Annotated in this window: 20 protein-coding genes; 14 read left to right on the top strand and 6 right to left on the bottom strand. The window is 75.1% G+C overall.

Going from position 1 to position 22,653, the window contains the following annotated elements; translation table 11 throughout:
- Window positions 1–411 precede the first annotated feature (411 nt).
- The 4 genes from D7I43_RS22880 (at window position 412) to D7I43_RS22865 (ending at window position 5,018) form a co-directional block, all read left to right on the top strand.
- On the top strand, window positions 412–3,561 hold the full coding sequence (locus D7I43_RS22880; RefSeq protein WP_120330618.1) for a sensor histidine kinase: 3,150 nt from the start codon (window positions 412–414) through the stop codon (window positions 3,559–3,561).
- Window positions 3,558–3,965, top strand: a complete 408-nt coding sequence (locus D7I43_RS22875; protein WP_088976088.1) for a roadblock/LC7 domain-containing protein — start codon at window positions 3,558–3,560, stop codon at window positions 3,963–3,965. The genes D7I43_RS22880 and D7I43_RS22875 overlap by 4 nt, the downstream gene beginning before the upstream one ends.
- Window positions 3,966–4,051: 86 nt before the next feature.
- Complete coding sequence (locus tag D7I43_RS22870) at window positions 4,052–4,414, top strand: DUF742 domain-containing protein (RefSeq protein WP_120330617.1); 363 nt, start codon at window positions 4,052–4,054, stop codon at window positions 4,412–4,414.
- Window positions 4,395–5,018 carry a GTP-binding protein gene (locus D7I43_RS22865; protein ID WP_120330616.1) on the top strand — a complete coding sequence of 208 codons (624 nt, stop codon included), beginning with the start codon at window positions 4,395–4,397 and terminating at the stop codon, window positions 5,016–5,018. The genes D7I43_RS22870 and D7I43_RS22865 overlap by 20 nt, the downstream gene beginning before the upstream one ends.
- A 52-nt stretch (window positions 5,019–5,070) precedes the next feature.
- On the opposite strand, the gene D7I43_RS22860 is transcribed toward D7I43_RS22865, so the two are convergent.
- Window positions 5,071–6,153, bottom strand: a complete 1,083-nt coding sequence (locus D7I43_RS22860; protein ID WP_120330720.1) for a uroporphyrinogen-III synthase — start codon at window positions 6,151–6,153, stop codon at window positions 5,071–5,073.
- Between the two features lie 396 nt (window positions 6,154–6,549).
- Between D7I43_RS22860 and D7I43_RS22855 the strand changes: the two genes are divergently transcribed.
- The 6 genes from D7I43_RS22855 to glmM all read left to right on the top strand — a co-directional run bounded on the left by D7I43_RS22855 (window position 6,550) and on the right by glmM (window position 10,583).
- Window positions 6,550–7,245 carry a class I SAM-dependent methyltransferase gene (locus D7I43_RS22855; RefSeq protein ID WP_120330615.1) on the top strand — a complete coding sequence of 232 codons (696 nt, stop codon included), beginning with the start codon at window positions 6,550–6,552 and terminating at the stop codon, window positions 7,243–7,245.
- Between the two features lie 129 nt (window positions 7,246–7,374).
- Entirely contained in the window at window positions 7,375–7,632 is a 258-nt protein-coding gene (locus D7I43_RS22850; protein ID WP_120330614.1) for a DUF6364 family protein, read from the top strand.
- Window positions 7,622–7,915 (top strand): type II toxin-antitoxin system PemK/MazF family toxin, encoded by a 294-nt coding sequence (locus D7I43_RS22845; RefSeq protein ID WP_120330613.1) that lies wholly within the window; start codon window positions 7,622–7,624, stop codon window positions 7,913–7,915. The genes D7I43_RS22850 and D7I43_RS22845 overlap by 11 nt, the downstream gene beginning before the upstream one ends.
- Window positions 7,916–8,172: 257 nt before the next feature.
- The gene (gene rplM, locus D7I43_RS22840) at window positions 8,173–8,616 is read left to right on the top strand and encodes a 50S ribosomal protein L13 (RefSeq protein ID WP_120330612.1); all 444 of its coding nucleotides are present in this window, start codon (window positions 8,173–8,175) and stop codon (window positions 8,614–8,616) included.
- Window positions 8,617–8,636: 20 nt separating this feature from the next.
- A complete protein-coding gene (rpsI, locus tag D7I43_RS22835; protein ID WP_120330611.1) occupies window positions 8,637–9,101 on the top strand; it encodes a 30S ribosomal protein S9 in 465 nt (154 codons plus the stop codon).
- 123 nt (window positions 9,102–9,224) lie between these two features.
- The gene (gene glmM, locus D7I43_RS22830) at window positions 9,225–10,583 is read left to right on the top strand and encodes a phosphoglucosamine mutase (RefSeq protein ID WP_120330610.1); all 1,359 of its coding nucleotides are present in this window, start codon (window positions 9,225–9,227) and stop codon (window positions 10,581–10,583) included.
- 85 nt (window positions 10,584–10,668) lie between these two features.
- Here glmM and D7I43_RS22825 read toward each other — a convergent pair whose 3' ends face one another.
- Window positions 10,669–11,415 carry an ABC transporter ATP-binding protein gene (locus D7I43_RS22825; RefSeq protein ID WP_120330609.1) on the bottom strand — a complete coding sequence of 249 codons (747 nt, stop codon included), beginning with the start codon at window positions 11,413–11,415 and terminating at the stop codon, window positions 10,669–10,671.
- Between the two features lie 3 nt (window positions 11,416–11,418).
- Complete coding sequence (locus D7I43_RS22820) at window positions 11,419–14,253, bottom strand: FtsX-like permease family protein (protein ID WP_120330608.1); 2,835 nt, start codon at window positions 14,251–14,253, stop codon at window positions 11,419–11,421.
- Between the two features lie 77 nt (window positions 14,254–14,330).
- On the opposite strand from D7I43_RS22820, the gene D7I43_RS22815 reads away from it, so the two are divergent.
- Window positions 14,331–14,927, top strand: a complete 597-nt coding sequence (locus D7I43_RS22815) for a PadR family transcriptional regulator (RefSeq protein ID WP_158610136.1) — start codon at window positions 14,331–14,333, stop codon at window positions 14,925–14,927.
- A gap of 88 nt (window positions 14,928–15,015) precedes the next feature.
- Here D7I43_RS22815 and D7I43_RS22810 read toward each other — a convergent pair whose 3' ends face one another.
- The gene (locus tag D7I43_RS22810; protein ID WP_275670850.1) at window positions 15,016–16,206 is read right to left on the bottom strand and encodes a pyridoxal phosphate-dependent aminotransferase; all 1,191 of its coding nucleotides are present in this window, start codon (window positions 16,204–16,206) and stop codon (window positions 15,016–15,018) included.
- A 313-nt stretch (window positions 16,207–16,519) separates the two neighbouring features.
- On the opposite strand from D7I43_RS22810, the gene glmS reads away from it, so the two are divergent.
- The gene (glmS, locus tag D7I43_RS22805; protein WP_120330606.1) at window positions 16,520–18,433 is read left to right on the top strand and encodes a glutamine--fructose-6-phosphate transaminase (isomerizing); all 1,914 of its coding nucleotides are present in this window, start codon (window positions 16,520–16,522) and stop codon (window positions 18,431–18,433) included.
- A 113-nt stretch (window positions 18,434–18,546) separates the two neighbouring features.
- On the opposite strand, the gene D7I43_RS22800 is transcribed toward glmS, so the two are convergent.
- Both D7I43_RS22800 and D7I43_RS22795 read right to left on the bottom strand, forming a co-directional pair.
- Window positions 18,547–20,139: an alpha/beta hydrolase gene (locus D7I43_RS22800; RefSeq protein ID WP_120330605.1), complete on the bottom strand. Its 1,593-nt coding sequence runs from the start codon at window positions 20,137–20,139 to the stop codon at window positions 18,547–18,549.
- Complete coding sequence (locus D7I43_RS22795; RefSeq protein ID WP_120330604.1) at window positions 20,136–20,432, bottom strand: hypothetical protein; 297 nt, start codon at window positions 20,430–20,432, stop codon at window positions 20,136–20,138. Before D7I43_RS22795 ends, D7I43_RS22800 begins: the two co-directional genes overlap by 4 nt.
- Window positions 20,433–20,726: 294 nt before the next feature.
- Between D7I43_RS22795 and D7I43_RS22790 the strand changes: the two genes are divergently transcribed.
- Window positions 20,727–21,095: a holo-ACP synthase gene (locus tag D7I43_RS22790; protein ID WP_120330603.1), complete on the top strand. Its 369-nt coding sequence runs from the start codon at window positions 20,727–20,729 to the stop codon at window positions 21,093–21,095.
- Between the two features lie 55 nt (window positions 21,096–21,150).
- Entirely contained in the window at window positions 21,151–22,620 is a 1,470-nt protein-coding gene (locus D7I43_RS22785; protein WP_120330602.1) for an NAD(P)H-hydrate dehydratase, read from the top strand.
- Window positions 22,621–22,653: the final 33 nt, after the last annotated feature.

The raw sequence follows: 22,653 nt of genomic DNA, 5'->3' as shown, positions 1-22,653 counted from the left end.
TCACCGCCACTATTCCGTCCTCAGTGGAGCGACGGGAAGGGTGTGCCGTACGGTGTGCGCGAAGCCTGCAAAACCTTGCCAACGGCGGGCGCTGCGGTCAAGCGCGTGCGCGGATGGTCGTTTCGGGACGGCCGTCCCACATGTTGGTGACGTACGGCGTTTGCAAGCGGTCACTTTCCACACACGACCGACCACTCTGTGGTCACATGACCAGTTCAGGGCCTTGCGGAATTGAAGGTAACAGTTGACCGGATCAGGGGTTGCGCGCCGTCCGACCGTTATCTGCCCGGCTGCGGCTTCCCAAACAGGAGCGTCTCTGATGAAATCGCGGCCGTGCCGCGCGTGCCGCCGCCCACCGCGCCCGGCACGGTTCGGCGGTTCAGGCGTGGATGAAACGACGGAGGCGATGTCGTGAGCACCGGACCGACGACTCTGCCCGAGAACCGTGCGAGTGCCCGGCCGGCGCGTCGTCGACTGCCCCGGCTGCGTGACGCCCGGATCCGGTCGAAGCTGGCGCTGATCCTGGTCGTGCCCGTCGCCGCGGTCATCGCGCTGGCCACCGTCCGGCTCATCTCGGTCGGGCAGGGCGCCCTCGACGCCACCCAGGCCCGGTCGCTGACGCAGTTGGCCGTCGACGTCTCCGCGCTGACCCAGGACCTGCACGCCGAGCGGATGGCCGCGGCGGAGTACCTGGCCGCGCCGCAGCAGCAGGCCGACGCCTACAACCTGCGCGTCCGCGAGACCCAGCAGCGCGTCGACGCGTACCGCGAGGAGCGCCGGCGCGTCGGTGACGACGTGCCGGCCGCCCTGCGCGAGCGGCTGGCCGCCATCGACGCCCACCTGGAGACGCTGGACAGCACCCGGCAGGAGGTGCTGGACCGCCGGCAGATGGCGATCGCCGAGGCCGTGCTCCGCTACGGCGTCATCCTCGACGACCTGGTCTCGTACGGCGACGGGCTGGCCCAGCTGCCCGGCAGCGAGCGCCTCGCGGACGCCCGCCGCGCCGTCGCGGCCTTCGCCCGCGCGAAGGCCGCGGTGGCCGAGGAGGAGGCGGTGGCCTTCACCGCGCTCAGCGCCGGCCAGCTCGACGAGGAGCAGTTCTCGTCGTTCGTGGCCACGCTGACCAGCCAGCAGGAGGCGCTGCTCGCCTTCTCGCTGACCGCCGACCCGGCGCAGCAGGCCCTCGTGAACAGCACCGTCTCCGGTGACGCGGTCGGCCTCGCCGACCGGGTCGCCGCGGACATCACCCGCTCGGTCGGCCAGCGCCCGTTCGTCACCGCGGCGGCCGCCACCGCCGCCATCGGCGCGGTCAACGACCTGATGCGCTGGGCCGAGATCCAGTTGCAGGACGCGCTCTTCGCCCAGACCGACCAGGCGCGCTCGGATGTCATCCAGCAGGCGCTCATCGAGTCGGTGCTCGTGCTGCTCACGCTGGTGATCGCCGTGACGCTCGCCGTCGTGCTGGCCCGGTCGCTCAACGACTCGCTGCGCCGGCTCCGCGAGGGCGCCCTCTCGGTGGCCAACCACGACCTGCCCGACGCCGTGCAGCGCCTGCAGAACATGGGCAGCGTCGGCGAGGGCGGCGTGGACGAGATCGTCCGGCAGGTCCGCGACCCGATCAACCTCACCAACCGCGACGAGGTCGGCCAGGTCGCCACCGCCTTCAACGTGGTGCACCGGGAGGCGGTGCGGATCGCCGCCGAGCAGGCCGCCCTGCGTACGAGCGTTTCGGCGATGTTCCTCAACCTGGCCCGGCGGAGCCAGACGCTGGTCGACCGGATGATCGGCGAGCTGGACGCCATCGAGCGCGGCGAGGAGGACCCGAAGCGCCTCGCCCAGCTCTTCGAGCTGGACCACCTGGCCACCCGGATGCGCCGCAACGACGAGAACCTGCTGGTGCTGGCCGGCGCCGACTCGGCCGTGCCGCGGCGCGACGACGCCCTGCTCGTGGACGTGCTGCGCGCCGCGCAGTCCGAGGTCGAGCTCTACAACCGCATCGAGTTCGGCACCGTCGACACCGACATCTCGGTGGCGGCGCACGCCGTCAACGACGTGGTCCGGCTCGTCGCCGAGCTGCTGGACAACGCGACCCGGTTCTCGCCGCCGAACACGATCGTCGTCGCCGACGGCCGGCGCATCCGGGACTACGTGCTCATCCAGATCGAGGACCGCGGGCTCGGCCTCACCGACGAGCAGCTCGACTCGCTGAACCGCCGGCTGGCGGCGCCGCCGACAGTGGACGTCGCGGCGTTCCGGCTGATGGGTCTCGCGGTGGTGAGCCGGCTGGCGGCACGCTACGGCATCCGCGTCGAGCTGCGGCGCAACGTCGAGGGCGGCACCGTCGCGCAGGTGACCCTGCCCAATTCCACGGTGGTGCTGCCGACGCACCGGGGTCGGGAGCAGACGCTCACGAGGCCGCGGCAGCCGATGGCGGTCGAGCAGGCGCCCCACACCCCGGTGGCGCTCGCCGAGCCGCGTACCGGCCTCACCTCGGCCGCCACCCTGACCAGCCAGTGGCGCACGAGCGCGCCGGCGCCGGCACCGTGGCAGTCCCCGATGGACGCCCAGGACGGCGCCCCGGCCGTGTCGGCGGGCGGCCTGACCGCCACGCCGCCGGCCGCGCCACCCGCTCCCGCGACGCCGCCGGCCCGGCCGGCGTACGCCGGTGGGCTCGCCGACAACCCGACGGCCGCCCACCCGACGCTCGCCCCGCTGCCCCGGCGCTCGCCGGCCACCAGCGCCACCGACCTGTCGTCCGCGGCGGGGCTGCCGCTCGGGCCCACCGCGGGGCCGGGCGCCGCCCCGCCCGCCCCGCCCGTGCCGGCGGCTCCGCCGCCCATGCCGGCCGTCCCGCCGGCACCGGTCGCGGCGCGTCCCGAGCCGGCGGCCGAGGCGCCGATCTTCCGGGAGATGGAGGCGGTCTGGTTCCGCTCCCACGGCAACGACGCCACGGCGATCTTCACCCGGCCGCAGTTCGACGAGCCGCCCGCCGGTACGCCGTCCGCCGCCCCGACCACCGCGCCGGTGGCCAGTGCCGCCCCGACCGTCGGCGCCAGCGCCGCCCCGGCGGCCACGGCTCCGGCCGCCCCGGCCCCGCCACTGCCCACCCGTACCCCCGGTGGCAGCGGCGCCGTCCCCCCGCCCCAGCCGCCGCCGTCGTACACTCCGCCGGCGAGCACGGCCGCGACCGCCGCGAGCACGGCCACGACCGCCGCGAGCACGGCCGCGCCCCCCGCGAGCGCGACGCCCGCCGCGAGCACGGCGTCCTCCGCGCCGGACAGTGACGCCGGGGCCTGGCGGACGGCGGCCGACGAGGGCTGGTCGCGCGCCAGCCGGGCGGCCGAGCCGGCCACCGGCGGGACCACCCGGTCCGGTCTGCCCAAGCGCGTGCCGCAGGCCCAGCTCGTCCCCGGCGGTGTCGAGCCGCGCGGCGGCCAGCAGCGCACCCGGCGCAGCCCGGACGACGTACGTGGTCTGTTGTCGGCCTACCACCGCGGCGTGCAACGCGGTCGGTCGGCCGGTACGGACCAGAACCGCACCTCTACCAAGGAGACCCGATGAACAGGCCAGCGGCCATGCAGGACATGGGTTGGCTGCTCACCAACTTCGCCGACAGCGTGGCGGGGATCGCCCACGTCGTGGCGGTGTCCGCCGACGGGCTGCTGCTCGCCTCGTCCCGGGACCTGCCCCCGGACCGGGCGGACCAGCTCGCCGCCATCACGTCCGGCGTGGTGAGCCTGACGGAGGGTGCCGCCCGGATGTTCAGCGCCGGCGGCGTGCTGCAGACCGTCATCGAGATGGACAGCGGCTACCTGTTCCTCATGTCGATCAGCGACGGGTCCTCCATGGCGGTGCTGGCCGCCCGCAGTTGCGACGTGGGTCAGGTCGGTTACGAGATGGCGTTGCTGGTCGAGCGGGTCGGCGCCGCGCTGGTGCCGCTGCCGCGGGACGCGGTGCGCTCGTAGCACACGGGGCGCGCCCGCGCGCCCGCACAGGAACGGGAAGGGGCCGGGGCCGCACGGGCGCCGGCACGGAGAGGAGGTGATCGCGGATGGAACCCCGGCGTGACCCGCGCGGCGCGCTGGTGCGCCCGTACGCGGTCACCCGCGGCCGTACGGAGCCCCGGCAGGACATCGCTCTGGAAGCGGTCCTCATGGCGACGCCCACCCAGGTCGCCGAGTCCCGCTTCGCCGGCCACGACAAGCACCGCATCGCCACCGTCTGCGAGGGACGCGCGCAGTCGCTGGCGGAGATCGCCGCGTACACCCGGATGCCGCTCGGCGTCGCCCGGGTGCTGGTCGCCGACATGGTGGCCGAGGGCCTGCTGACGCTACACGCTGCTGCTCCCGCCGAGGGGTTCGAGGAGCGGATGGAACTGCTGGGAAGGGTGCTAAGTGGACTTCGCAGGCTATGACCCCGCCAGGGGGCAGCAGAGCCGCGGGATCGTCTCCGCCAAGATCGTCATCGCGGGCGGGTTCGGCGTCGGCAAGACCACACTGGTCGGTTCGATCTCCGAGATCACCCCGCTGCGGACCGAGGCGGTGATGACCGCGGCGGGTGTCGGGATCGACGACCCGTCCAAGGTGCCGGGCAAGGAGACCACCACCGTCGCCATGGACTTCGGCCGTATCACGATGGCCGACGACCTGATCCTCTACCTGTTCGGTACGCCGGGTCAGACCCGCTTCTGGTTCATGTGGGACGAGATCATCCGGGGTGCGGTGGGGGCCGCCGTGCTGGTGGACACCCGCCGGATCACCGACGCCTTCGCGCCGCTGGACTACTTCGAGAACCGCAAGCTGCCGTACGTGGTCGCGCTGAACTGCTTCGACGGTGCGCCGCGCTACGAGCTGGAGGAGGTTCGCGAGGCGCTGGCTATCTCGCCCGACGTGCCGCTGATCATGACCGACGCCCGCCGCCGGGACTCGGTGAAGCAGGTGCTGGTCACCGTCGTCGAGCACGCCATGATCCGGCTCCAGGCCGAGCACGGCCGGGGGTACCCGGCGCCCGTCGGCTGACCCGCCGCCGGCGGGGGCCACGCCGCGCCCGAGTGCCCACGGCGCGCGGCGGTCAGTCCACGCGCAGGCGGTAGCCGCGCTTGACGACGGTCTGCACGACGCGGGGAGCGCGCAGGCCGGCACGGAGGCGGGCCACCGCCATCTCCACCGCGTGCTCGTCCGCTCCGCGCGGCAGCGTCCGCAGCAGGGCGGCCCGGGACAGCACCCGCCCGGGCCGCTGCGCGAGCGCCCGGAGGACCGCCATCGGGGCCGGCGCGAGCGGGCGCAGTTCCCCGTCGACCACCGCCGCGTGCCCGCGCAGGGTGAGGACGTGCCCGGCCGCACGGCAACTCACCGTGCGCCGGGGCAGCTCGTCGGCGATGGTGCGGACCAGCGCGTCGATCCGGGCGCGGTCCGGTGTGCGTACCGGCACCCCGCGCCGTCGCAGCGGCTCCGCGGTGACCGGTCCGACGCAGCCGGCCAGCACCTCCGTCCGGAACGCGGCGAGCACCGCCTCGCTGCGGTCCCCGGCGGCCCGCAGCAGGGCCTCCGCCGCCGGTGCGGAGGTGAACGTGACCGCGTCGACCAGCCGGTTGGCGATCAGGTCGACGAGCCGGTGCAGCGGCGCCGGGTCGGTCGGCGGCGCCCACCGGTGGACCGGCACCTCGACGACCGTCGCGCCGGCCGCCTCCAGCGCGAGGGTGCACTCCGGCTGCCAGTCGCCGTGCAGCTGCGTGGCGACCACCCGCCCGGCGATCCCCCTCCGGCGCAGGTGGTCGACCACCTCGTCGCAGTCCTCGGTACGCGGGGACCACCGGTCGCGCAGGCCGGCGGCACGGACGGCGGCGCGCGCCGCGGGGCCGCGGGCCACCACGTACGCCCGGGCCAGCGCCGCGCGCAGCGGCTCGCCCAGACCCCACCCCTCGGCCGCCTCCAGCCAGCCCCGCATGCCGGCGTTCGCCACCAGGACGTCCGGAGGCCGGTCGAGGCAGGCACGGGTCGCCTCGCGGAGCCCGGTGTCGTCGGTCAGCGGCACGATCCGCACCGCCGGGGCGAGCACGACCCGGGCGCCTCGCCGCTCCAGCAGCGCGGCCAGTTCGTCGTGCCGCCGGTGCGCGGTCACTCCGACGGTGAAGCCGGCGAGTTCCTCCCGCATCACCCCTCCTGTCGCGTCCGCACCCGTCCGGCGGCGCGCCCCGTCCGCGGCCACGGCGTCCGCGCCCGGGGCGGCGTCCGGCGGTGCCGCCACGCGGTCCGCCCGCCGCCGGCGAGAGGTCGGGCGGCCTCGGCGGGTGCCGCCCGGGGTCCGTTCGCCGCCGGCGGTCGACGACGGGCCGCCGGCCGTCGTGGTGGTGCGGGCACGGCTCGCCGGGGGCCGCGTGGCCGTCCGCGCACCGTGCGTCATGCGGGCACAGCGTGCCGCCGGGCGGTTTCCGGCCCGGGTCCCTCCTGTTTCGGTCCTGTCACGGCCGGCTCACACCGCCAGACGGTGACCGGCCGCTCTCGGACGTTTAGGATGTGGGACAGGTTTCCTGGATTCTGGGAGGGCGCCATGACCGTCGCCGAGGCGTTCGACGCCGTCGCCGGCACCTACGACGAGGCCCGCCGCCGGCTGGTGCCCTGCTTCGACGCGTTCTACGGCACGGCCGTCGAGGTGGCGGCGCCGCCGCTGCGCGCCGCGCTGGCCGCCGGGCGTACCCCCGAGGTGCTCGACCTGGGCGCCGGCACCGGCCTGCTGTCCCTGCTGGTCGCCGCCGCCGTGCCCGGGGTACGGCTCACCCTGGTCGACGCGGCGCCGGCCATGCTGGCGGTGGCCCGCGACCACCTGCGCGACCGGGACGTGCCGCACCGGACCGTGATCGCCGACCTGGCCGACCCGCTCCCGGCCGGCCGGTACGACGCGGTGGTCAGCGCGCTGGCGATCCACCACCTGGACGACGACGGCAAGCGGGCGCTCTACCGGCGGGCGGCCGACGCGCTGGTGCCGGGCGGGGTGTTCGTCAACGCCGAGCAGGTGGCCGGGCCGACGCCCGCCCTGGACCGCCGGTACGACGAGGTGTGGACGGCGCGGATCACCGAACTCGGCTCGGACGCCGACGAGATCGCGGCGGCACGGGAGCGGATGCGGCACGACCGGCCGGCGCCGGTGGCCGACCAGTGCCGGTGGCTCGCCGATGCCGGCCTCGCCGACGTCGACTGCTTCTTCAAGGAGTGGCGCTTCGCGGTCTTCGGTGGCCGCCGCCCCTGAGCGTCGGCCCGATGCGGCCCGGCCCGGCCTGAGCGCCGCCCGGCCCGGCCGGAAGGCCGTGATGTCCGGTTTGCCGCCCGCCGGTTGCCGGGATGACTGAGAGTCATACCGAGGGGTAGTCTCTCCGGCATGACTGCCAAGGTGACACTGTCGTTCTCCGACGAGACGATCGAGGAGGCCCGGCGGTTCGCCAAGCGCGAGGGGCTGTCGCTCTCGGCGTGGATGGACCAGGCGGCCCGGGAGAAGGCGCTGCGCGAGGTCTTCGCCGCCCACGCCGACGCGGTCGAGCGCGCCGGCATGGATCTCGAGTCGGCCGCGCTCGCCGACGCCCGCGAGGTGGACATGGTCGACGACCTGCTCTTCGGCGGGCGTCCGCGTGCTGCGTAGGGGAGAGGTCTGGCGCATCGAGGGCGCCCGGGAACGGCTCGGGCTGGTGATCAGCTCGGACGTCTACAACTCCACCGCCGTACCCATCGTGATCGTGGCCGAGGTGGTCGAGCAGGAGCTGCTGCGGGACTCACCGCTCGCCGTGCCGATGGGCCGGTACGTGATCATGCCGGACCGCCTCTCCTCACCGATGAAGAAGTGGTTCACCGAGTGCGTGGACGTGGCGGACAGCGGGACCATGCAACGGGTGGGGCGCGCGCTGCGCATCCTCCAGCAGCTCTGAGCCGGGGCGCGGCACCGGGTTGAGCCGGGGCGCGGCACCGGGCCCGGAGCCCGCCGGTCGGGTGTGACATCGACCATGGCGGCCGGGCGGGCGCGCCGGGTGGGGACCCCGTTTTGACCAGCCGACCGGGCGCCGGGTATCGTTGCCTGCTGTTGTACGACATCCAGAGGCGTGCCCCATCAGGTACGCTTGGTCGTTCGTGCGCGCCTGGTGACCCGGCGCGCGACCCCAGACCGACGACGAGACAAGGTAGACCTGTGCGTACGTACAGCCCGAAGCCGGGTGAGATCGAGCGTCAGTGGCACGTCATCGACGCTTCTGATGTCGTGCTGGGCCGCCTGGCCACCCACGCCGCCACGTTGCTGCGTGGCAAGCACAAGCCGACCTTCGCGCCGCACGTCGACACGGGCGACTTTGTCGTCATCGTGAACGCGAGCAAGGTGGCGCTGACCGGCAACAAGCGGCAGCAGAAGATCGCCTACCGCCACTCCGGCTACCCCGGTGGTCTGAAGCAGGTCGGCTACGACGAGCTTCTGACCAAGCGTCCCGAGCGGGCCGTCGAGCTGGCTGTCAAGGGGATGCTCCCGCACAACAAGCTCGGCCGTAAGCTCATCAAGAAGCTGAAGGTCTACGCCGGTGCCGAGCACCCGCACGGCGCCCAGCAGCCGGTGCCGTTCGAGATCAAGCAGATCGCGCAGTGAGCGCGGGCGAAGGAAGCAGCATGACCGACATCACCGTCACCGAGGTCGCCCCCGAGGCCACCGAGGCGCCGGCGCCCGTCGCCCGCGCGCCCCGTGGTGACCGTCCGATCCAGACCGTGGGCCGCCGCAAGGAGGCCATCGTCCGGGTGCGCATCGTGCCGGGCACCGGCAAGATCACCTGCAACGGCCGCGACCTCGAGGCGTACTTCCCGAGCAAGGTCCACCAGCAGCTCATCAAGGACCCGCTGGTGACCGCCGAGAAGGCGGAGTCGTTCGACGTCATCGCCAACCTGCGTGGCGGCGGCATCACCGGCCAGGCCGGTGCGCTGCGGCTCGCCATCGCCCGGGCCCTGATCGCCAACGAGCCGGACGACCGCCCGGCCCTGAAGAAGGCCGGCTTCCTGACCCGGGACGCCCGGGTCAAGGAGAGCAAGAAGTACGGCCTCAAGAAGGCCCGCAAGGCTCCCCAGTACTCGAAGCGCTGATCAACAGCTACACGTTGTACGTGTGACGGACGGCCGGTCCGCCTCCCGCATCGGGAGGTGGGCCGGCCGTTTCGCCTTTCTTCCTCCTTCTTCTTCCAGCCGTGGCAACGGAGGTTCGGCGGTATGGGTCGGTTGTTCGGCACGGACGGCGTCCGCGGGCGGGCGAACGTGGATCTCACGCCCGAGTTGGCGCTCGCGGTCGCGGTGGCCGCGGCGCACACACTCGCCGAGACGGACCGGAGTCATCCGCCGGTGGCGGTGGTCGGCCGGGACACCCGGGCCAGTGGCGAGATGCTGGAGGCCGCCGTCGTGGCCGGGCTGACCAGCGCCGGCGCCACGGTGATCCGGGTCGGCGTCCTGCCCACCCCGGCGGTGGCGTATCTGACCGCCGAGGCCAAGGCCGACCTCGGGGTGATGCTCTCCGCGTCGCACAACCCGATGCCGGACAACGGGATCAAGCTCTTCGCCGCCGGTGGGCACAAGCTGCCCGACGAGATCGAGATGAAGATCGAGGCGGCGATCGAGGCGAACGCCACGACGGCGTGGGACCGTCCGGTGGGCGCCGGCGTCGGTCGGGTGCACGACCTGATCGACGGCGCCGACCACTACGTGCAGCACCTCGTCGGCACCGTGCCGCACCGACTCGACGGGATCAAGGTCGTGGTCGACTGCGCGAACGGCGCGGCGGCGGAGGTCGCCCCGGCGGCCTACCGGGAGGCCGGCGCCGAGGTGATCGCCATCCACGCCGAGCCGGACGGGCTCAACATCAACGACGACTGCGGCTCCAACCACATCGAGGCCCTCCGCGCCGCGGTGGTCGAGCACGGCGCGCACCTGGGCATCGCGCACGACGGCGACGCGGACCGGTGCGTGGCCGTGACCGCCGAGGGTGACGAGGTCGACGGCGACCAGGTCATGGCCATCCTCGCGCTCGCCATGCGGGAGGCCGGCACGCTCACCGACGACACGCTCGTGGCGACCGTGATGAGCAACCTCGGGCTGCGGCTGGCCATGTCCGCCGAGGGCATCCGGCTCGTCGAGACGAAGGTCGGCGACCGGTACGTGCTGGAGGAGCTGCGCGCGTCCGGGCTGGCGCTCGGCGGTGAGCAGAGCGGGCACATCGTCATGCCGGCGTACGCCACGACCGGCGACGGCGTGCTCACCGGCCTGCACCTCATGGCGCGGATGGCGGCCACCGGCCGCAGCCTCGCGGACCTGGCCGCCGTGGTCACCAAGCTTCCGCAGGTGCTCATCAACGTGCCGGTCGGCGACCGTACCGTGGGCGCCGCCGCCCCGGCCGTGCGCGCGGAGGTCGAGCGGGCCGAGGCCGAACTGGGCGGCACCGGGCGGGTGCTGCTGCGCCCGTCGGGCACCGAGCCGCTGGTCCGGGTGATGGTCGAGGCCGCCACCGAGACGACCGCCCGGGAGGTCGCCGAACGGATCGCCGAGCAGGTCCGCAACGCGAGCCCGGTGGGCTCCTGACCGATCCGGCGCCCGCCGGCGGGTTGTCCTGACCGGCCCGCGTCGGCCCGGTGGCCTGCACCGGCCCGCCGACCGTCGCCGCGCTTCACAGCCGCAGGCGGGCGGCCCGGTCGAAGGTGTCCGCCGGGTCCTCGCCCTCGGTGAGGTCGAGGTCCTCGACCACGCGGCCGTCGCCGAGGCGGATCAGCCGGTCGCAGCGGGCGGCGATGGCCCGTTCGTGGGTGGCGAGCACGATCGTCATGCCGTGCCGGTCGCGCAGGCCGAGCAGCAGGTCGAGGATCTGCGCGCCGGTGGTCGAGTCGAGGTTGCCGGTGGGCTCGTCGGCGAGCAGCAGCCCCGGCCGGCCCATCAGCGCGCGGGCGATGGCGACCCGCTGCTGCTGGCCGCCGGAGAGCTGCGCCGGCAGGGCCCGTTCCCGTCCGGCCAGGCCGACGGCCTCGACCAGCTCCCGAGCCTGGGCCACGTGGTCGGCGCGGCCGCGGCGGGGGAGCACGGGCGCGAGAACGTTGTCCAGCACGGTGAGCGCCGGCAGCAGGTGGTAGCGCTGGAAGACGAAGCCGACGCGCTGCCGGTACCGCGCCAGCCCGCCGCGGCGCAGGGCGGTGACGTCCACGCCGTCGACGGTGACGGTCCCCTCGTCGGGCTGCTCGATGGCGCCGATCAGGTGCAGCAGGGTCGACTTGCCCGACCCGCTGGGCCCGGTGAGGGCCACCACCGAGCCGGCGGCGATCGTCAGGGTCACGTCGTCGACCGCGGTCAGGCGCTCCGCGCCGGTGCCGAACCGCCGGACCAGGTGCTCGGTCGACACCGTGCTGCCGATCTGTTCGCTCATGGTCTACTCCTCTGCCAGTAGGCGTGCGGTCCGGAGGCGGTGCAGGAAGGCCGTGGGCACCAGGGCGGCGACCGCCGTCACCAGCACGCCGCCGAGGGCGACCAGCGCGGCGACCAGGATCAGCGGGCCGGGGAGGTCGCCGATCATCCAGGCCGTGCCGGCCAGGCCGACCGCCGCTCCCGTCACCGCGCCGGTAGCGCCCAGCGCCAGTCCCTCGTAGCCGACCAGCCGGGCGAGCGCGGAGTCGGTCCACCCCACGGCGCGCAGCGTGGCCAGCTCGGCGGCCCGGTCCCGGATGTTCAGGTAGAGCACGTCCGCGACGGCCGCCGCACCGAGCAGCACGGTCGCGGCGGCGGCCACGGCGTCCGCGCCGCGCACGCTCAGCGACACCAGGTCGCCGAGCAGGCTGCCGACGATGGCGCCACGGAAGGCGTATGCGGCGGCGGCGACCAGCGTCAGCGCGGCCACCCCGATGGCGAGGGCGCCGGCGCCGAGGAGGGTGCGTCCGGGCGTACGGAGCAGGTTGGTCACGGCCAGCCCGAGCAGGGTGCGCGGCCGGCGCCCCCGGCGGGCGCCGGCGACCAGCGGGCGGAGTGCGGCGGCCGGGTGGGCGCGTGCGGCCCGCAGCGCCGGCACCACGCCCGCCGCCAGCGCGAGCAGCAACGCCACGGGTACGGCCAGCGCCGCCCGCCGCCAGTCCACGTCGACGCCGAGCGCGGAGCCGAGCGGCACCGCGAGGGCCAGCGAGAGCAGGCCGGCCGCGAGGCCGAGCACGGCGACCTCGCCCAGGATCAGCGCCCCGATGCGGCGGACCGGCCAGCCGAGGCAGGCGAGCACCGCCAGCTCCGGCCGGCGGTCCCGGACGGCGGCGCTCACCGCGTTGCCGAGGAAGAGCGCGCACACCACCAGCACCAGACCGAAGAGCACGACGCTCTTGCGGTCCACCGCCTGCGTGATGACCGACGCGACGCCGAGCGCCGACCAGTTCTCGGTCAACCGCAGCAGGGGCCGCCCGAACGAACCCGGCGGCAGCTCGACGGTCTGCGGTGCCGGCGAGGAGCCGAGGGTGATGTCGACGTCCAGGCCGGTCCGCGTGGCGATCTGCTCGGCGATCAGGCGGACCCGCTCGGCCGAGCGTTCGCTGTAGCCGTCCACATCGGAGACCCGTACGCGGATGGCGCTGATCGGGGCCTTGATCTGGGGAGCGCCCCCGCGCTCCAGGAGCTTCGGCACGCTGCCGAGGTTGGTGAGCAGCAGCGGTGGCGCGGAGAGGTAGCCGGCCGGGTTGCCGCTCGGCTCCAGCGGCTGCCCGCCGAGCGCGGCCCGGCTCCGGTCGTCGGCGCCGTCCGCCACGGGCGGCTCGTACGTCTCCAGCGGCACCTGGCCGAGGTCGCTGAACCCGGTCAGCTTCGCCGGATCGAACACGCCGACCGCCCGCCAGGAGCGCCACGGCCGGTTGTAGCCCTCGACGAGCGGCAGCGGCCGCACCTCCCGCGATCCGACGTCGTCGGCGAGCCAGGGGCGGGGCCACGGGTTGAAGGCGCGATTCCCGCCGTACACCTCGCCGGCGCCGGGCGGTTGCGGGCGGGCGCGCAGGCTGCCGTCGGGCAGCCGGTCGTACTGCACGTCGGCTGACTGCACGATGCTCTGCAGTTGGCCGACGCAGCACCCGAACTGGGAGATCCCCTTGTCGAGCAGGGCCCGGTATCCGGTCGCCACGTCGTACCGGCCGGACCCCGCCGGCGTTCCGGCGGCGCCGCCCAGCGTCTTCTCCAGGGCGGTTCCCGGCACCCCGGCCGGGCTGACCCCGGTGAGTCGGGTGAATCGGGCGGTCAGCGTCTCGTCGACGAACGGCCGGTTGGTGACGAGCACCGGCACCTCGTGCCGGGGAACCTTGGGATCGGGAGTCACCCGGACCGTGTCGTCGCCGCGCACGGCGCGGCCCGCCACGACCGCCCCGGCGAGGCCGACGAGCTGGTCCTCAGCCTCCGGGTCCACCGCCGCGAGCAGGAACGGCACCGTGAGGTGGTATGCCAGGACGAGCCGGTCGGAGGTCGACGGTTCGGGATAGTTGTCCGTGTCGGTCACCAGCGAGGTCAGGCTCTCGAACCGGCCGTCCGGCAGCAGGCGGACGGCGTCGACCGACCAGTCGTCGCGCTCGGAGTAGGTGCCGGCCGCCCCCAACAAGCCCTCTCCCGGGTCGCAGATGGCAGCGGTGCGCCCGTCGGGCAGCACCTCCCGTGCGAGCGCGCCACCGCACTCGGGTGGTACCGCGTACGAGCGACCGTCGGAGTACGGCACCGAGTCGGACGCGGATGGCGCGTCCTGTCGCGGGTAGATCAGCGGATGCTTCGTCACGTACACGTAGCGGGGCTTGCCGGGGGCGGTCGAGAGCCCCCGCTCGGCCACGAAGGTCGGGTCCACGCGGATCACCTGGCGGTCCAGCGACCGGTCGACCGCGTCGGTGAGGTCCAGTGGCGTCAGCAGGGGCGTGGTCGAGTAGCCGAGCATCGCGATCGGGGCCGCCACGTCGATGCCGGGAACGGCCTTGACCTGCTCGTACTGCTGCAGGGTGATGCCGCCGAAGAGGCCGGACAGGTAGTTCGGACGGACCAGGCCGCGCTCGGCCTCCAGGGGGGTGCGTGTCCCCTTGGGACGGACCAGGATGTCGTAGGCGGCCCGGGTGTTGCGCTCGACGGTGCCGGTGACGTCCAGCCGGGAGGTGGTGGTGGCACCGGTGAGCACCACGAACCCGGTCGTCGCCACGAGCACGCCGACCAGCAGCGCCACCGACCGTCCCGCACGGCCACGAAGTTGACCCCAGATGAACCGCAGCAATGTCGCGCCTCCCCGTGTGCTGCCTCTCACTGTGCGCGTTACATTGTCACAATGCAAGACCCGAAGGGGAGGGGATCATGGCGATCCAGCACGCCGTCCTCGCGCTGCTCGCTCGTGGGCCCAGCTACGGCTACGAGCTGAAGAGCGAGTTCGAGAGCGCGGTCGGTCCACAGTGGGGACCGCTGAACATCGGGCACCTCTACCAGATCCTGGAGCGGCTGTCCCGGGACGGGCTGGTCGTCGCCCACCGGGAGGCGCAGCCGACGAAGCCGGACCGGGTGGTCTACGAGATCACCGAGGGCGGCCGGGCGGAGCTGGACCGGTGGCTGGGTGAGCCGAGCGCCCGCAGCGGAGGCTTCCGCGACGACTTCTTCCTCAAGGTGACCGCCGCGGCCCGGTCGGGGGACGCCTCGACGGTGCGGACGGTGCTCGGCAACCAACGGGCGCACCTGCTGCGGGAGCTGCGCAACCTCGACGGCCTGCGACGCACGGCCGAGGATCCGGTGGTGGGACTGCTGCTCGCCGCCGCCTGCCGGCACGTGGAGGCGGACCTCGCCTTCATCGACGACGCCGAGTCGGTGCTGCTCACCGACGGCGGATCGCTGCTCGCGAGGCTCGCCGCGGCCCGCCCGGCCCCCGCGAGCCGATCGGGCCCGGCCCGCGCCGCGGGATGACCGGCCGGCGGGCCGGGACCGGCCGCCGGGCGACCGGCGCACCATGTGGCCGGCGAACCGCGCGACCGGCCGCCGCCCGGCCGCGCGGTCAGGCCGACGCGCGCCGCAGCCGGGTGACCGCCTCGGCGATCACCTCCGGTCGCTTGCAGAAGGCGAACCGCACGAGCCGGCGGCCGGCCTCGGCGTCGTCGTAGAAGACCTGCGTCGGCACGGCCACCACCCCGCAGCGCTCCGGCAGCGAGCGGCAGAACTCCACCCCGTCGCGGCCGCCGAGCGGGGTGACGTCGGCCGTGACGAAGTACGTGCCCTCCGGGCTGAGCACCTCGAAGCCGGCGGCGGTGAGGCCGTCGACGAGCTGGTCCCGCCGCGCCTGCAACTCCGCCCGGAACCCGGTGAAGTAGTCGTCGGGCAGGGCCAACGCCACGGCGACCGCGGGCTGTAGCGGCGCCGCGTTGACGAACGTGAGGAACTGCTTCACGCGGAGCACCGCGGAGACGAGCGCGGCCGGCCCGCTCGCCCAGCCGACCTTCCACCCGGTGCAGGAGAACGTCTTGCCGGCCGAGGAGATCCGCAGTGTCCGCTCCCGCATGCCGGGCAGCGTGGCGAGCGGGACGTGCGGGGCGGCCGCGTCGGTGAACACGAGGTGCTCGTACACCTCGTCGGTCACCGCGTACGCGTCGTGCTCCCGGCACAGCTCCGCGACCAGCGCGAGTTCGTCCGGGGTGAACACCTTCCCGGTGGGGTTGTGCGGCGAGTTCAGCAGCACCAGCCGGGTGCGCGGCCCGAACGCCGCGCGCAGCGCGGCCGGGTCGAAGGTGTACCGGCCGTCGCCGGTCGGCCGCAGCGTCACGGGCCGGCGGACCGCGCCGGCCAGGGCGATCGACGCGGCGTACGAGTCGTAGTACGGCTCGAAGCACACCACCTCGTCGCCCGGCTCGCACAGGGCGAGGATCGCGGCGGCGACGGCCTCGGTGGCGCCCGCCGTCACCACGATCTCGCCGTCCGGGTCGTACTCCAGCCCCCAGAACCGGCGCTGGTGGGCCGCGACCGCCGCCCGCAGGGCGGGGACGCCCGGCCCCGGCGGGTACTGGTTCTGCCCCGAGCGCAGCGCCTCGGCCGCGGCGGCGAGCATCTCCGGCGGGCCGTCGGTGTCCGGAAAGCCCTGCCCGAGGTTGACGGCGCCGGTGCAGACGGCGAGCGCGGACATCTCGGCGAAGATGGTCGTCCCGAACGGCCGCATCCGGGCCACGAGGGGATCGACATCGGTGGTCGTCGTCACGCCCGCCAGCCTACGGCCCGCGGCCGCCCGTTCCACCGGCCGGTGACAGCTCGGACATCTGGTGCGCTGGAGTGACGGATCCGGCGGCGGGCCGCCCGTGAGGTGCGCCGACCGGCGAGGTTGCCGCCCGCCCGCCGGTTGCGGCCCCGGATGTACGGGTAGGCGGGGGGCGGCGAGCGACCACGTTGCGGCACGTGCGGGCGGATGTTCGATCCGGACGGGTGCCGGGCGGCAGCCGTTCGCTCAAGCTCGGTGATTGTTTGCCCGGCTTTCGCGCACGCGGGGTGAGCGAAACTAGGTTAGGCTGCGGACCATGTGTGGAATCGTGGGTTACGCCGGCGCGCGGCCGGCGCTCGGCATCGTGCTGGACGGGCTGCGGCGGCTGGAGTACCGCGGCTACGACTCGGCGGGCGTCGCCATCGTCTGCGACGGTGAGCTGCTGACGGAGAAGAAGGCCGGCAAGCTGGCCAACCTGGAGAAGGTGCTCTCCGAGCGTGCCGCCGAGGACCCGTCCTCCTGTGCCTCCAGCCCCATCGGCATCGGTGACGGCACCACCGGCATCGGCCACACCCGTTGGGCCACCCACGGCGGTCCCACCGACCGCAACGCCCACCCGCACGTCTCGCCCGACGGCCGCGTCGCCGTGATCCACAACGGCATCATCGAGAACTTCGCGAAGCTCCGCGCCGAACTGGAGGCCGACGGGGTCCAGTTCACCAGCGACACCGACACCGAGTGCGCCGCCCACCTGCTCGCCGCCGCGCTCGCCGACCTGCGCTCCGCCGGCCACCCGGACGGCCCGCAGCTGCTCGCCGCCGCCATGCGGGTGGTCTGCCAGCGGCTCGAGGGCGCGTTCACCCTGCTCGCCGTCGACGCCACGGTGCCCGGGGCGGTCGTCGGCGCGCGGCGCAACTCGCCGCTCGTGGTCGGGCGCGGGCAGGGCGAGAACTACCTCGCCTCCGACGTGGCGGCGTTCATCGAGCACACCCGGGACGCGGTCGAGCTGGGCCAGGACCAGATCGTCCTCATCACGGGCGACACCATCGAGATCACCGACTTCGACGGGCAGCCGGCCAGCGGCAAGGACTTCCACATCGACTGGGACTCGTCGGCCGCCGAGAAGGGTGGCTACGACTGGTTCATGCTCAAGGAGATCGAGGAGCAGCCCCAGGCGGTGGCCGACACCCTGCTGGGCCGGCTCACCGAGTCGGGCGAGATCGCGCTGGACGAGGTCCGCCTCAGCGACCAGGACCTGCGCGACGTCGACAAGATCTTCATCGTGGCCTGCGGCACCGCGTACCACTCCGGGCTGGTCGCCAAGTACGCGATCGAGCACTGGACCCGCATCCCCTGCGAGGTGGAGCTGGCCAGCGAGTTCCGCTACCGCGACCCGGTGCTCGACCGGTCCACGCTCATCGTGGTGATCTCCCAGTCCGGCGAGACGATGGACACCCTCATGGCGCTGCGGCACGCCAAGGAGCAGAAGGCGCGGGTGCTCGCCATCTGCAACACCAACGGCTCGACCATCCCCCGGGAGTCCGACGCGGTCCTCTACACCCACGGCGGGCCGGAGATCGCCGTCGCGTCCACCAAGGCGTTCCTCACCCAGCTGGTCGCCTGCTACCTGATCGGCCTGCACCTGGCCCAGGTGCGCGGCATCAAGTACGCCGACGAGGTCGCCGCCGTGGTCGCCCAGCTCCAGGAGGTGCCCGCCAAGCTCCGTGAGCTGCTGGACCGCATCGAGCCGGTCCGTGAGCTGGCCCGCGAGCTGAAGTCCGAGCCGACCGTGCTGTTCATCGGCCGGCACGTCGGCTACCCGGTGGCCCTGGAGGGCGCGCTCAAGCTCAAGGAGCTGGCGTACATGCACGCCGAGGGCTTCGCCGCCGGCGAGCTGAAGCACGGCCCCATCGCGCTCATCGACAAGGGCACGCCGGTGGTGTGCGTGGTGCCGTCGCCGGCCGGCCGGGGCGTGCTGCACGACAAGGTCGTCTCCAACATCCAGGAGGTGCGGGCGCGGGGCGCCCGGACCATCGTCATCGCGGAGGAGGGGGACGAGGCGGTCGTCCGGTACGCCGACCACCTCATCTACGTGCCGCGTACGCCCACCCTCCTCTCTCCGCTGGTCACCACCGTGCCGCTCCAGGTCCTCGCGGCCGAGATCGCCGCGGCCCGCGGGCACGACGTCGACCAGCCGCGCAACCTCGCGAAGTCGGTCACCGTCGAGTAGCCCGGCGGCGCGTCCCCGGTCCGGGCCGCCCGCCCGGCGGCCCGTGCCAGGTCCGTCCCACGTCCCGGCCGCCCGTCCCACGTCCCGGCCGCCCGTCCGGCGGCCGGGACCGGTCAGCGGCCGAGGACGATGCGTGCCATGCCGTCCAGCGCCGGGTTGTCCGCGTCCCAGTAGCCGGTGTGACCGTTGCGGCCGCTGGGGAAGACCCGCCCGCCGAAGCGCGCAGTCGACGGGTCCCGCCCGAACCACAGCTCGTGCCCGTCGTGCCCGGGCCACCCCAGCGCCGCCGCGAGCGGCGCGGTGCCGACCAGTGCCCGGCGGGCCAGCTCGTCCGGGGGCCGGGCCAGCCGGATCACGTCGTCCGGCGCGGTGCTCGCCCAGACCTCACCGGCCGGCACCCGCAGCTCGGCGGCGTGCCCGACGCCGACGCCCGGCGAGCCCACGAAGACGAGGGCGTCGGCGGCCAACCCGTGGTCGCGGGCGGCTGTGCCCACCACGAGCGACCCGTAGCTGTGCCCGAGCACCGTCTGCCGGGCCGGTGGGCCGTCGTGGGTGGCCCGCAGCCCCTCCTGGAAGCGGTGCAGCGCCGGGCCCGCGTCCCGGGCCTGGCCCGTGGTGACCGCCTCGTGCAGGAAGTCCGGGGCGTCGTAGTCCAGCCACAGCACCGCCGCGCTCCGCTCGCCCGGTGCCAGGTCGGCGCAGCGGCCCAGCACCCGTCCGGCCCGGCCCAGCTCGCCGGGTGCGTCGTCGAGACCCGAGGTCATTCCCGGCACGTACGTGAACACCCGGTCGGCGTGGTCCGGGTCGCCCAGGGCGACGACCACCCGGCCCTCACCGGCCGGATCCAGACCGAGCAGGTACGCCCGCGGCCCGCCCGGCGCCGCCAGCCGGTCGGTGAGGGCGTCGAGACCGGCGAGGCGGGCGTCGACACCGCGCAGCCGGACGGCGTCGAGCGGGCCGGGCGGCGCACCGGTCGGCCGTCGCCGCCGCTGGGCCAGCAGCGCCGCGCGGTGCGTGCCGAGCAGCAGCCGGTTGGCCTGGTCACGCGCCGCCACCGGCACCCCGTCGAGGCGGCCGATCAGCGCCGGCTCGTGCGCCACCAGCCAGCGCCGCTGCCCCGGGGTCAGCCCCGCCCACCAGGCCCGCACCTGCCGTGGGTCGGCGTCGCGGGCCGGCCGGCCCGGCGGCGGGGGCTCCTGCCAGCCGGTGGCGGCGGACGCCGTCAGCTCGGCCAGCCGGGCCGCCGTCGCCCGGTCGGCGGCGCCGGCCAGGTCCAGTGCACCCCGCAGCGCCGCCGCCACGCGGGCCGCCGCCGGCCCGTCGCGCTCGCCGGGCCGCCCCCGCGCGGGATCGGCGCCGACCCGCCCGTCCCGGTCGATCGACAGCCCGGCCGCGTCGGCGAGGGCCACCGCGTCGGCCAGCCGCCCCTTCGCGGTGGCGAGCCGTGCGGCGTACTCGGCGAGGATCTGGTCGGCCTCGATGAGCGCGGGCGTCACCGAGGCCAGCTCGGCGCGGAGGCCCGTGAGCCGGGTGCCGGCCGCTCCGGCGGCCGTCCCCGACCAGGCGGCGGTCAACCCCGTCCCGCGCTCGCCCAGCTCGGCGGTACGGCGCCCGACGAGAGCCGTGAGCCCACCCCACGCCGCCCCGGCGGCCCGCCACGCACCCGGGTCGGCCGCCCAGAGCTGGGCGTACGCGACGGCGGTCACCGGGGGAGGCCGGCGAGCCGGCGGGCGACCCGGTCGTCGACCGCCTGGTACGCCTCCACGGCCGACCGCACCGCCACGCCCGTCTCGGCCACGCGACCGCCGAGCCGGCCGAGCCAGCCGTGCACCGCCGCCTCCCACCCGGCCAGCGCACCCGCCGCCGACCAGCCGGGGGCCGCCACCGTGAGCCCCGGCACCCCGTCGAGCCCGTGCGCGAGCCCGTACGCGTCGTCGTCCAGATCCCGGGCCAGCGCGCGCAGCGCCTCCGGCCGGACCGTGAACGGGTCCTCCGCCATCCCCACCCCCTGACCGCGGTTCGACCCGGGTCACGCTAGGCGGCCGCCGGCGTCGGGCGGGCGGCCTGTGGACAGCCGGCGGGCGCCGTGCGCCGCGCCTGTCCACAGGCGTTGCCGGGTGCGCTGTCCGGCGGCTAATCTGCGCCGCCTCCGCCGGCTGGTCTGGGCCGCCTTCGCCGGCTGATGCGCCTCGCCTTCGCCGGCTGGTCTGCGCCGCCTTCGCCGGCTGGTCTGGGCCGCCTCCGCCTGCTGCGGCGGCCGATCCGCGCCGGCCTCCGCCGGTAGGGTGAGTTCGTGATCGTCGCCGTCGGCATCGACGTCGTGCTGGTGGACCGGTTCGCCCGGGCCCTGGCGCGGACGCCGCTGCTCGCCGACCGGCTGTTCACCGAGGCCGAGCGCGCCACCCGCTCCGGCAGCCCGCGCTCACCGGAGTCGCTCGCCGCCCGGTTCGCCGCGAAGGAGGCGGTGGCCAAGGCGCTCGGCGCGCCGGCGGGCCTGAACTGGCACGACTGCGAGATCGTCCCGGATCCGGCCGGCCGGCCGTGGCTGGCCGTCTCCGGCACGGTGGCCGACGCGGCGGTCGCGCGCGGGATCAACCGCTGGCACCTCTCGCTGTCGCACGACGGCGGGATCGCGTCGGCGATGGTGGTGGCGGAACACTGATGTCGTCCGGGCCGCCGGAGGGCGCGCCCGGAACGTGGGAACGGGGGCCAGCGGCATGAGACCGGTGTGGCGGGTGGCGGACGTACGCGCGGCGGAGGCCGGCCTGATGGCCACTCTCCCGCCGGGGACGCTCATGCAGCGCGCGGCGGCCGGGCTGGCCCGGCGGTGCGCGCTGCTCCTCGCCGACCGGGGCGGCGTCTACGGCTCCCGGGTGCTGCTGCTCGTCGGCTCGGGCGACAACGGCGGCGACGCCCTGTTCGCCGGCGCGCACCTGGCCCGGCGCGGCGCGGCCGTGTCGGCGTTGCTGCTCACCCCCGGGCGGGCGCACGCCGAGGGACTGGCCGCGCTGCGCGCCGCGGGCGGCCGGGTGGTCGACCGGCCGCCGCCCGTGCTCGACCTGGTACTCGACGGCATCGTCGGGATCGGCGGCACCGGGGGCCTGCGGGAGACCGCCGAGCAGTTGGCCGCGAGCCTGGTCGGTCACTGCGGACGCGACGGCGTACGGGCGACCGTGGTGGCCGTGGACGTGCCGAGCGGGGTCGCGGTGGACACCGGTCACGTGCCGCTCACCGCGTCCGGCCGGCCGAACGCCGTGCACGCCGACGTGACGGTGACCTTCGGCGCGTTGAAGCCGGCCCTCGTGGTGGGTCCGGCCGCGCCGCTCGCCGGCGAGGTCGAGCTGGTCGACATCGGGCTGGGGCCGTGGCTGCGCGGCACCCCGGCGCTGCGGGTCACCGAGTGGTCGGACGTCGAGCGGTGGTGGCCGTCGCTCGGGCCGGCCTCGGAAAAGTACTCCCGGGGCGTCGTCGGGGTGGCGACCGGCTCGGCCACGTACCCGGGGGCGGCCGTGCTCTCGGTCGGCGGGGCGCTGGCCGGGCCGACCGGGATGGTCCGCTACGCCGGCGGCGCCCGGGAGGAGGTGCTGCACCAGCACCCGTCGGTCATCGCCACCGGGCGGGTCGCCGACGCCGGCCGGGTCCAGGCGTGGGTGTGCGGCTCCGGGCTGGGCACCGGCGCGGACGCCGCGGCCGAGCTGCGGGCGGTGCTGGCCGCGCCGGTGCCGGTGGTGCTCGACGCCGACGCGCTCACCCTGCTGGTCGACGGCTCGCTCGCCGACCAACTCCGCGGGCGGGACGCGCCGACCGTCGTCACCCCGCACGACCGGGAGTTCACCCGGCTCTGCGGCGAGGCGCCCGGCGCCGACCGGGTGGCGGCCGCGCTGCGGCTCGCCGCCTGGATGAACGCCGTGGTGCTGCTCAAGGGGGACCGCACGGTGATCGGCACGCCCGACGGCCGGGCGTACGTCAACCCGACCGGCACCCCGGCGCTGGCCACCGGGGGCACCGGCGACGTGCTGGCCGGGCTGCTCGGCTCGCTCCTCGCCGGCGGGGTGTCGCCGGAGAAGGCGGCCGCCGCGGCCGCGTACCTGCACGGGCTGGCCGGCCGGGAGGCGGCCCGGGGTGGCCCGGTGACCGCGCCCGACGTGGCGACCGCGCTCCGCCCGGTCATCGCCCGGCTGGGCTGACCGTCACCACCCGGCCCCGGCTGCCCGGTTCGG

Source organism: Micromonospora globbae (assembly GCF_003610785.1).
In the GTDB taxonomy this organism is placed as follows: Bacteria; Actinomycetota; Actinomycetes; order Mycobacteriales; family Micromonosporaceae; genus Micromonospora; species Micromonospora globbae.
Note: the sequence above shows the minus strand (reverse complement) of the source record. Positions and strands in the feature narration are given on the sequence as shown.

Coding starts and splice junctions, on each gene's coding strand:
- D7I43_RS22860 (WP_120330720.1), bottom strand. CDS start 6,153: ATGCGGGAGGAACTCGCCGGCTTCACCGTCGGAGTGACCGCGCACCGG.
- rpsI (WP_120330611.1), top strand. CDS start 8,637: ATGACCGACATCACCGTCACCGAGGTCGCCCCCGAGGCCACCGAGGCG.
- glmS (WP_120330606.1), top strand. CDS start 16,520: ATGTGTGGAATCGTGGGTTACGCCGGCGCGCGGCCGGCGCTCGGCATC.
- D7I43_RS22785 (WP_120330602.1), top strand. CDS start 21,151: ATGAGACCGGTGTGGCGGGTGGCGGACGTACGCGCGGCGGAGGCCGGC.
- D7I43_RS22815 (WP_158610136.1), top strand. CDS start 14,331: ATGGCGATCCAGCACGCCGTCCTCGCGCTGCTCGCTCGTGGGCCCAGC.
- D7I43_RS22875 (WP_088976088.1), top strand. CDS start 3,558: ATGAACAGGCCAGCGGCCATGCAGGACATGGGTTGGCTGCTCACCAAC.
- glmM (WP_120330610.1), top strand. CDS start 9,225: ATGGGTCGGTTGTTCGGCACGGACGGCGTCCGCGGGCGGGCGAACGTG.
- D7I43_RS22850 (WP_120330614.1), top strand. CDS start 7,375: ATGACTGCCAAGGTGACACTGTCGTTCTCCGACGAGACGATCGAGGAG.
- D7I43_RS22855 (WP_120330615.1), top strand. CDS start 6,550: ATGACCGTCGCCGAGGCGTTCGACGCCGTCGCCGGCACCTACGACGAG.
- D7I43_RS22795 (WP_120330604.1), bottom strand. CDS start 20,432: ATGGCGGAGGACCCGTTCACGGTCCGGCCGGAGGCGCTGCGCGCGCTG.
- D7I43_RS22870 (WP_120330617.1), top strand. CDS start 4,052: ATGGAACCCCGGCGTGACCCGCGCGGCGCGCTGGTGCGCCCGTACGCG.
- D7I43_RS22825 (WP_120330609.1), bottom strand. CDS start 11,415: ATGAGCGAACAGATCGGCAGCACGGTGTCGACCGAGCACCTGGTCCGG.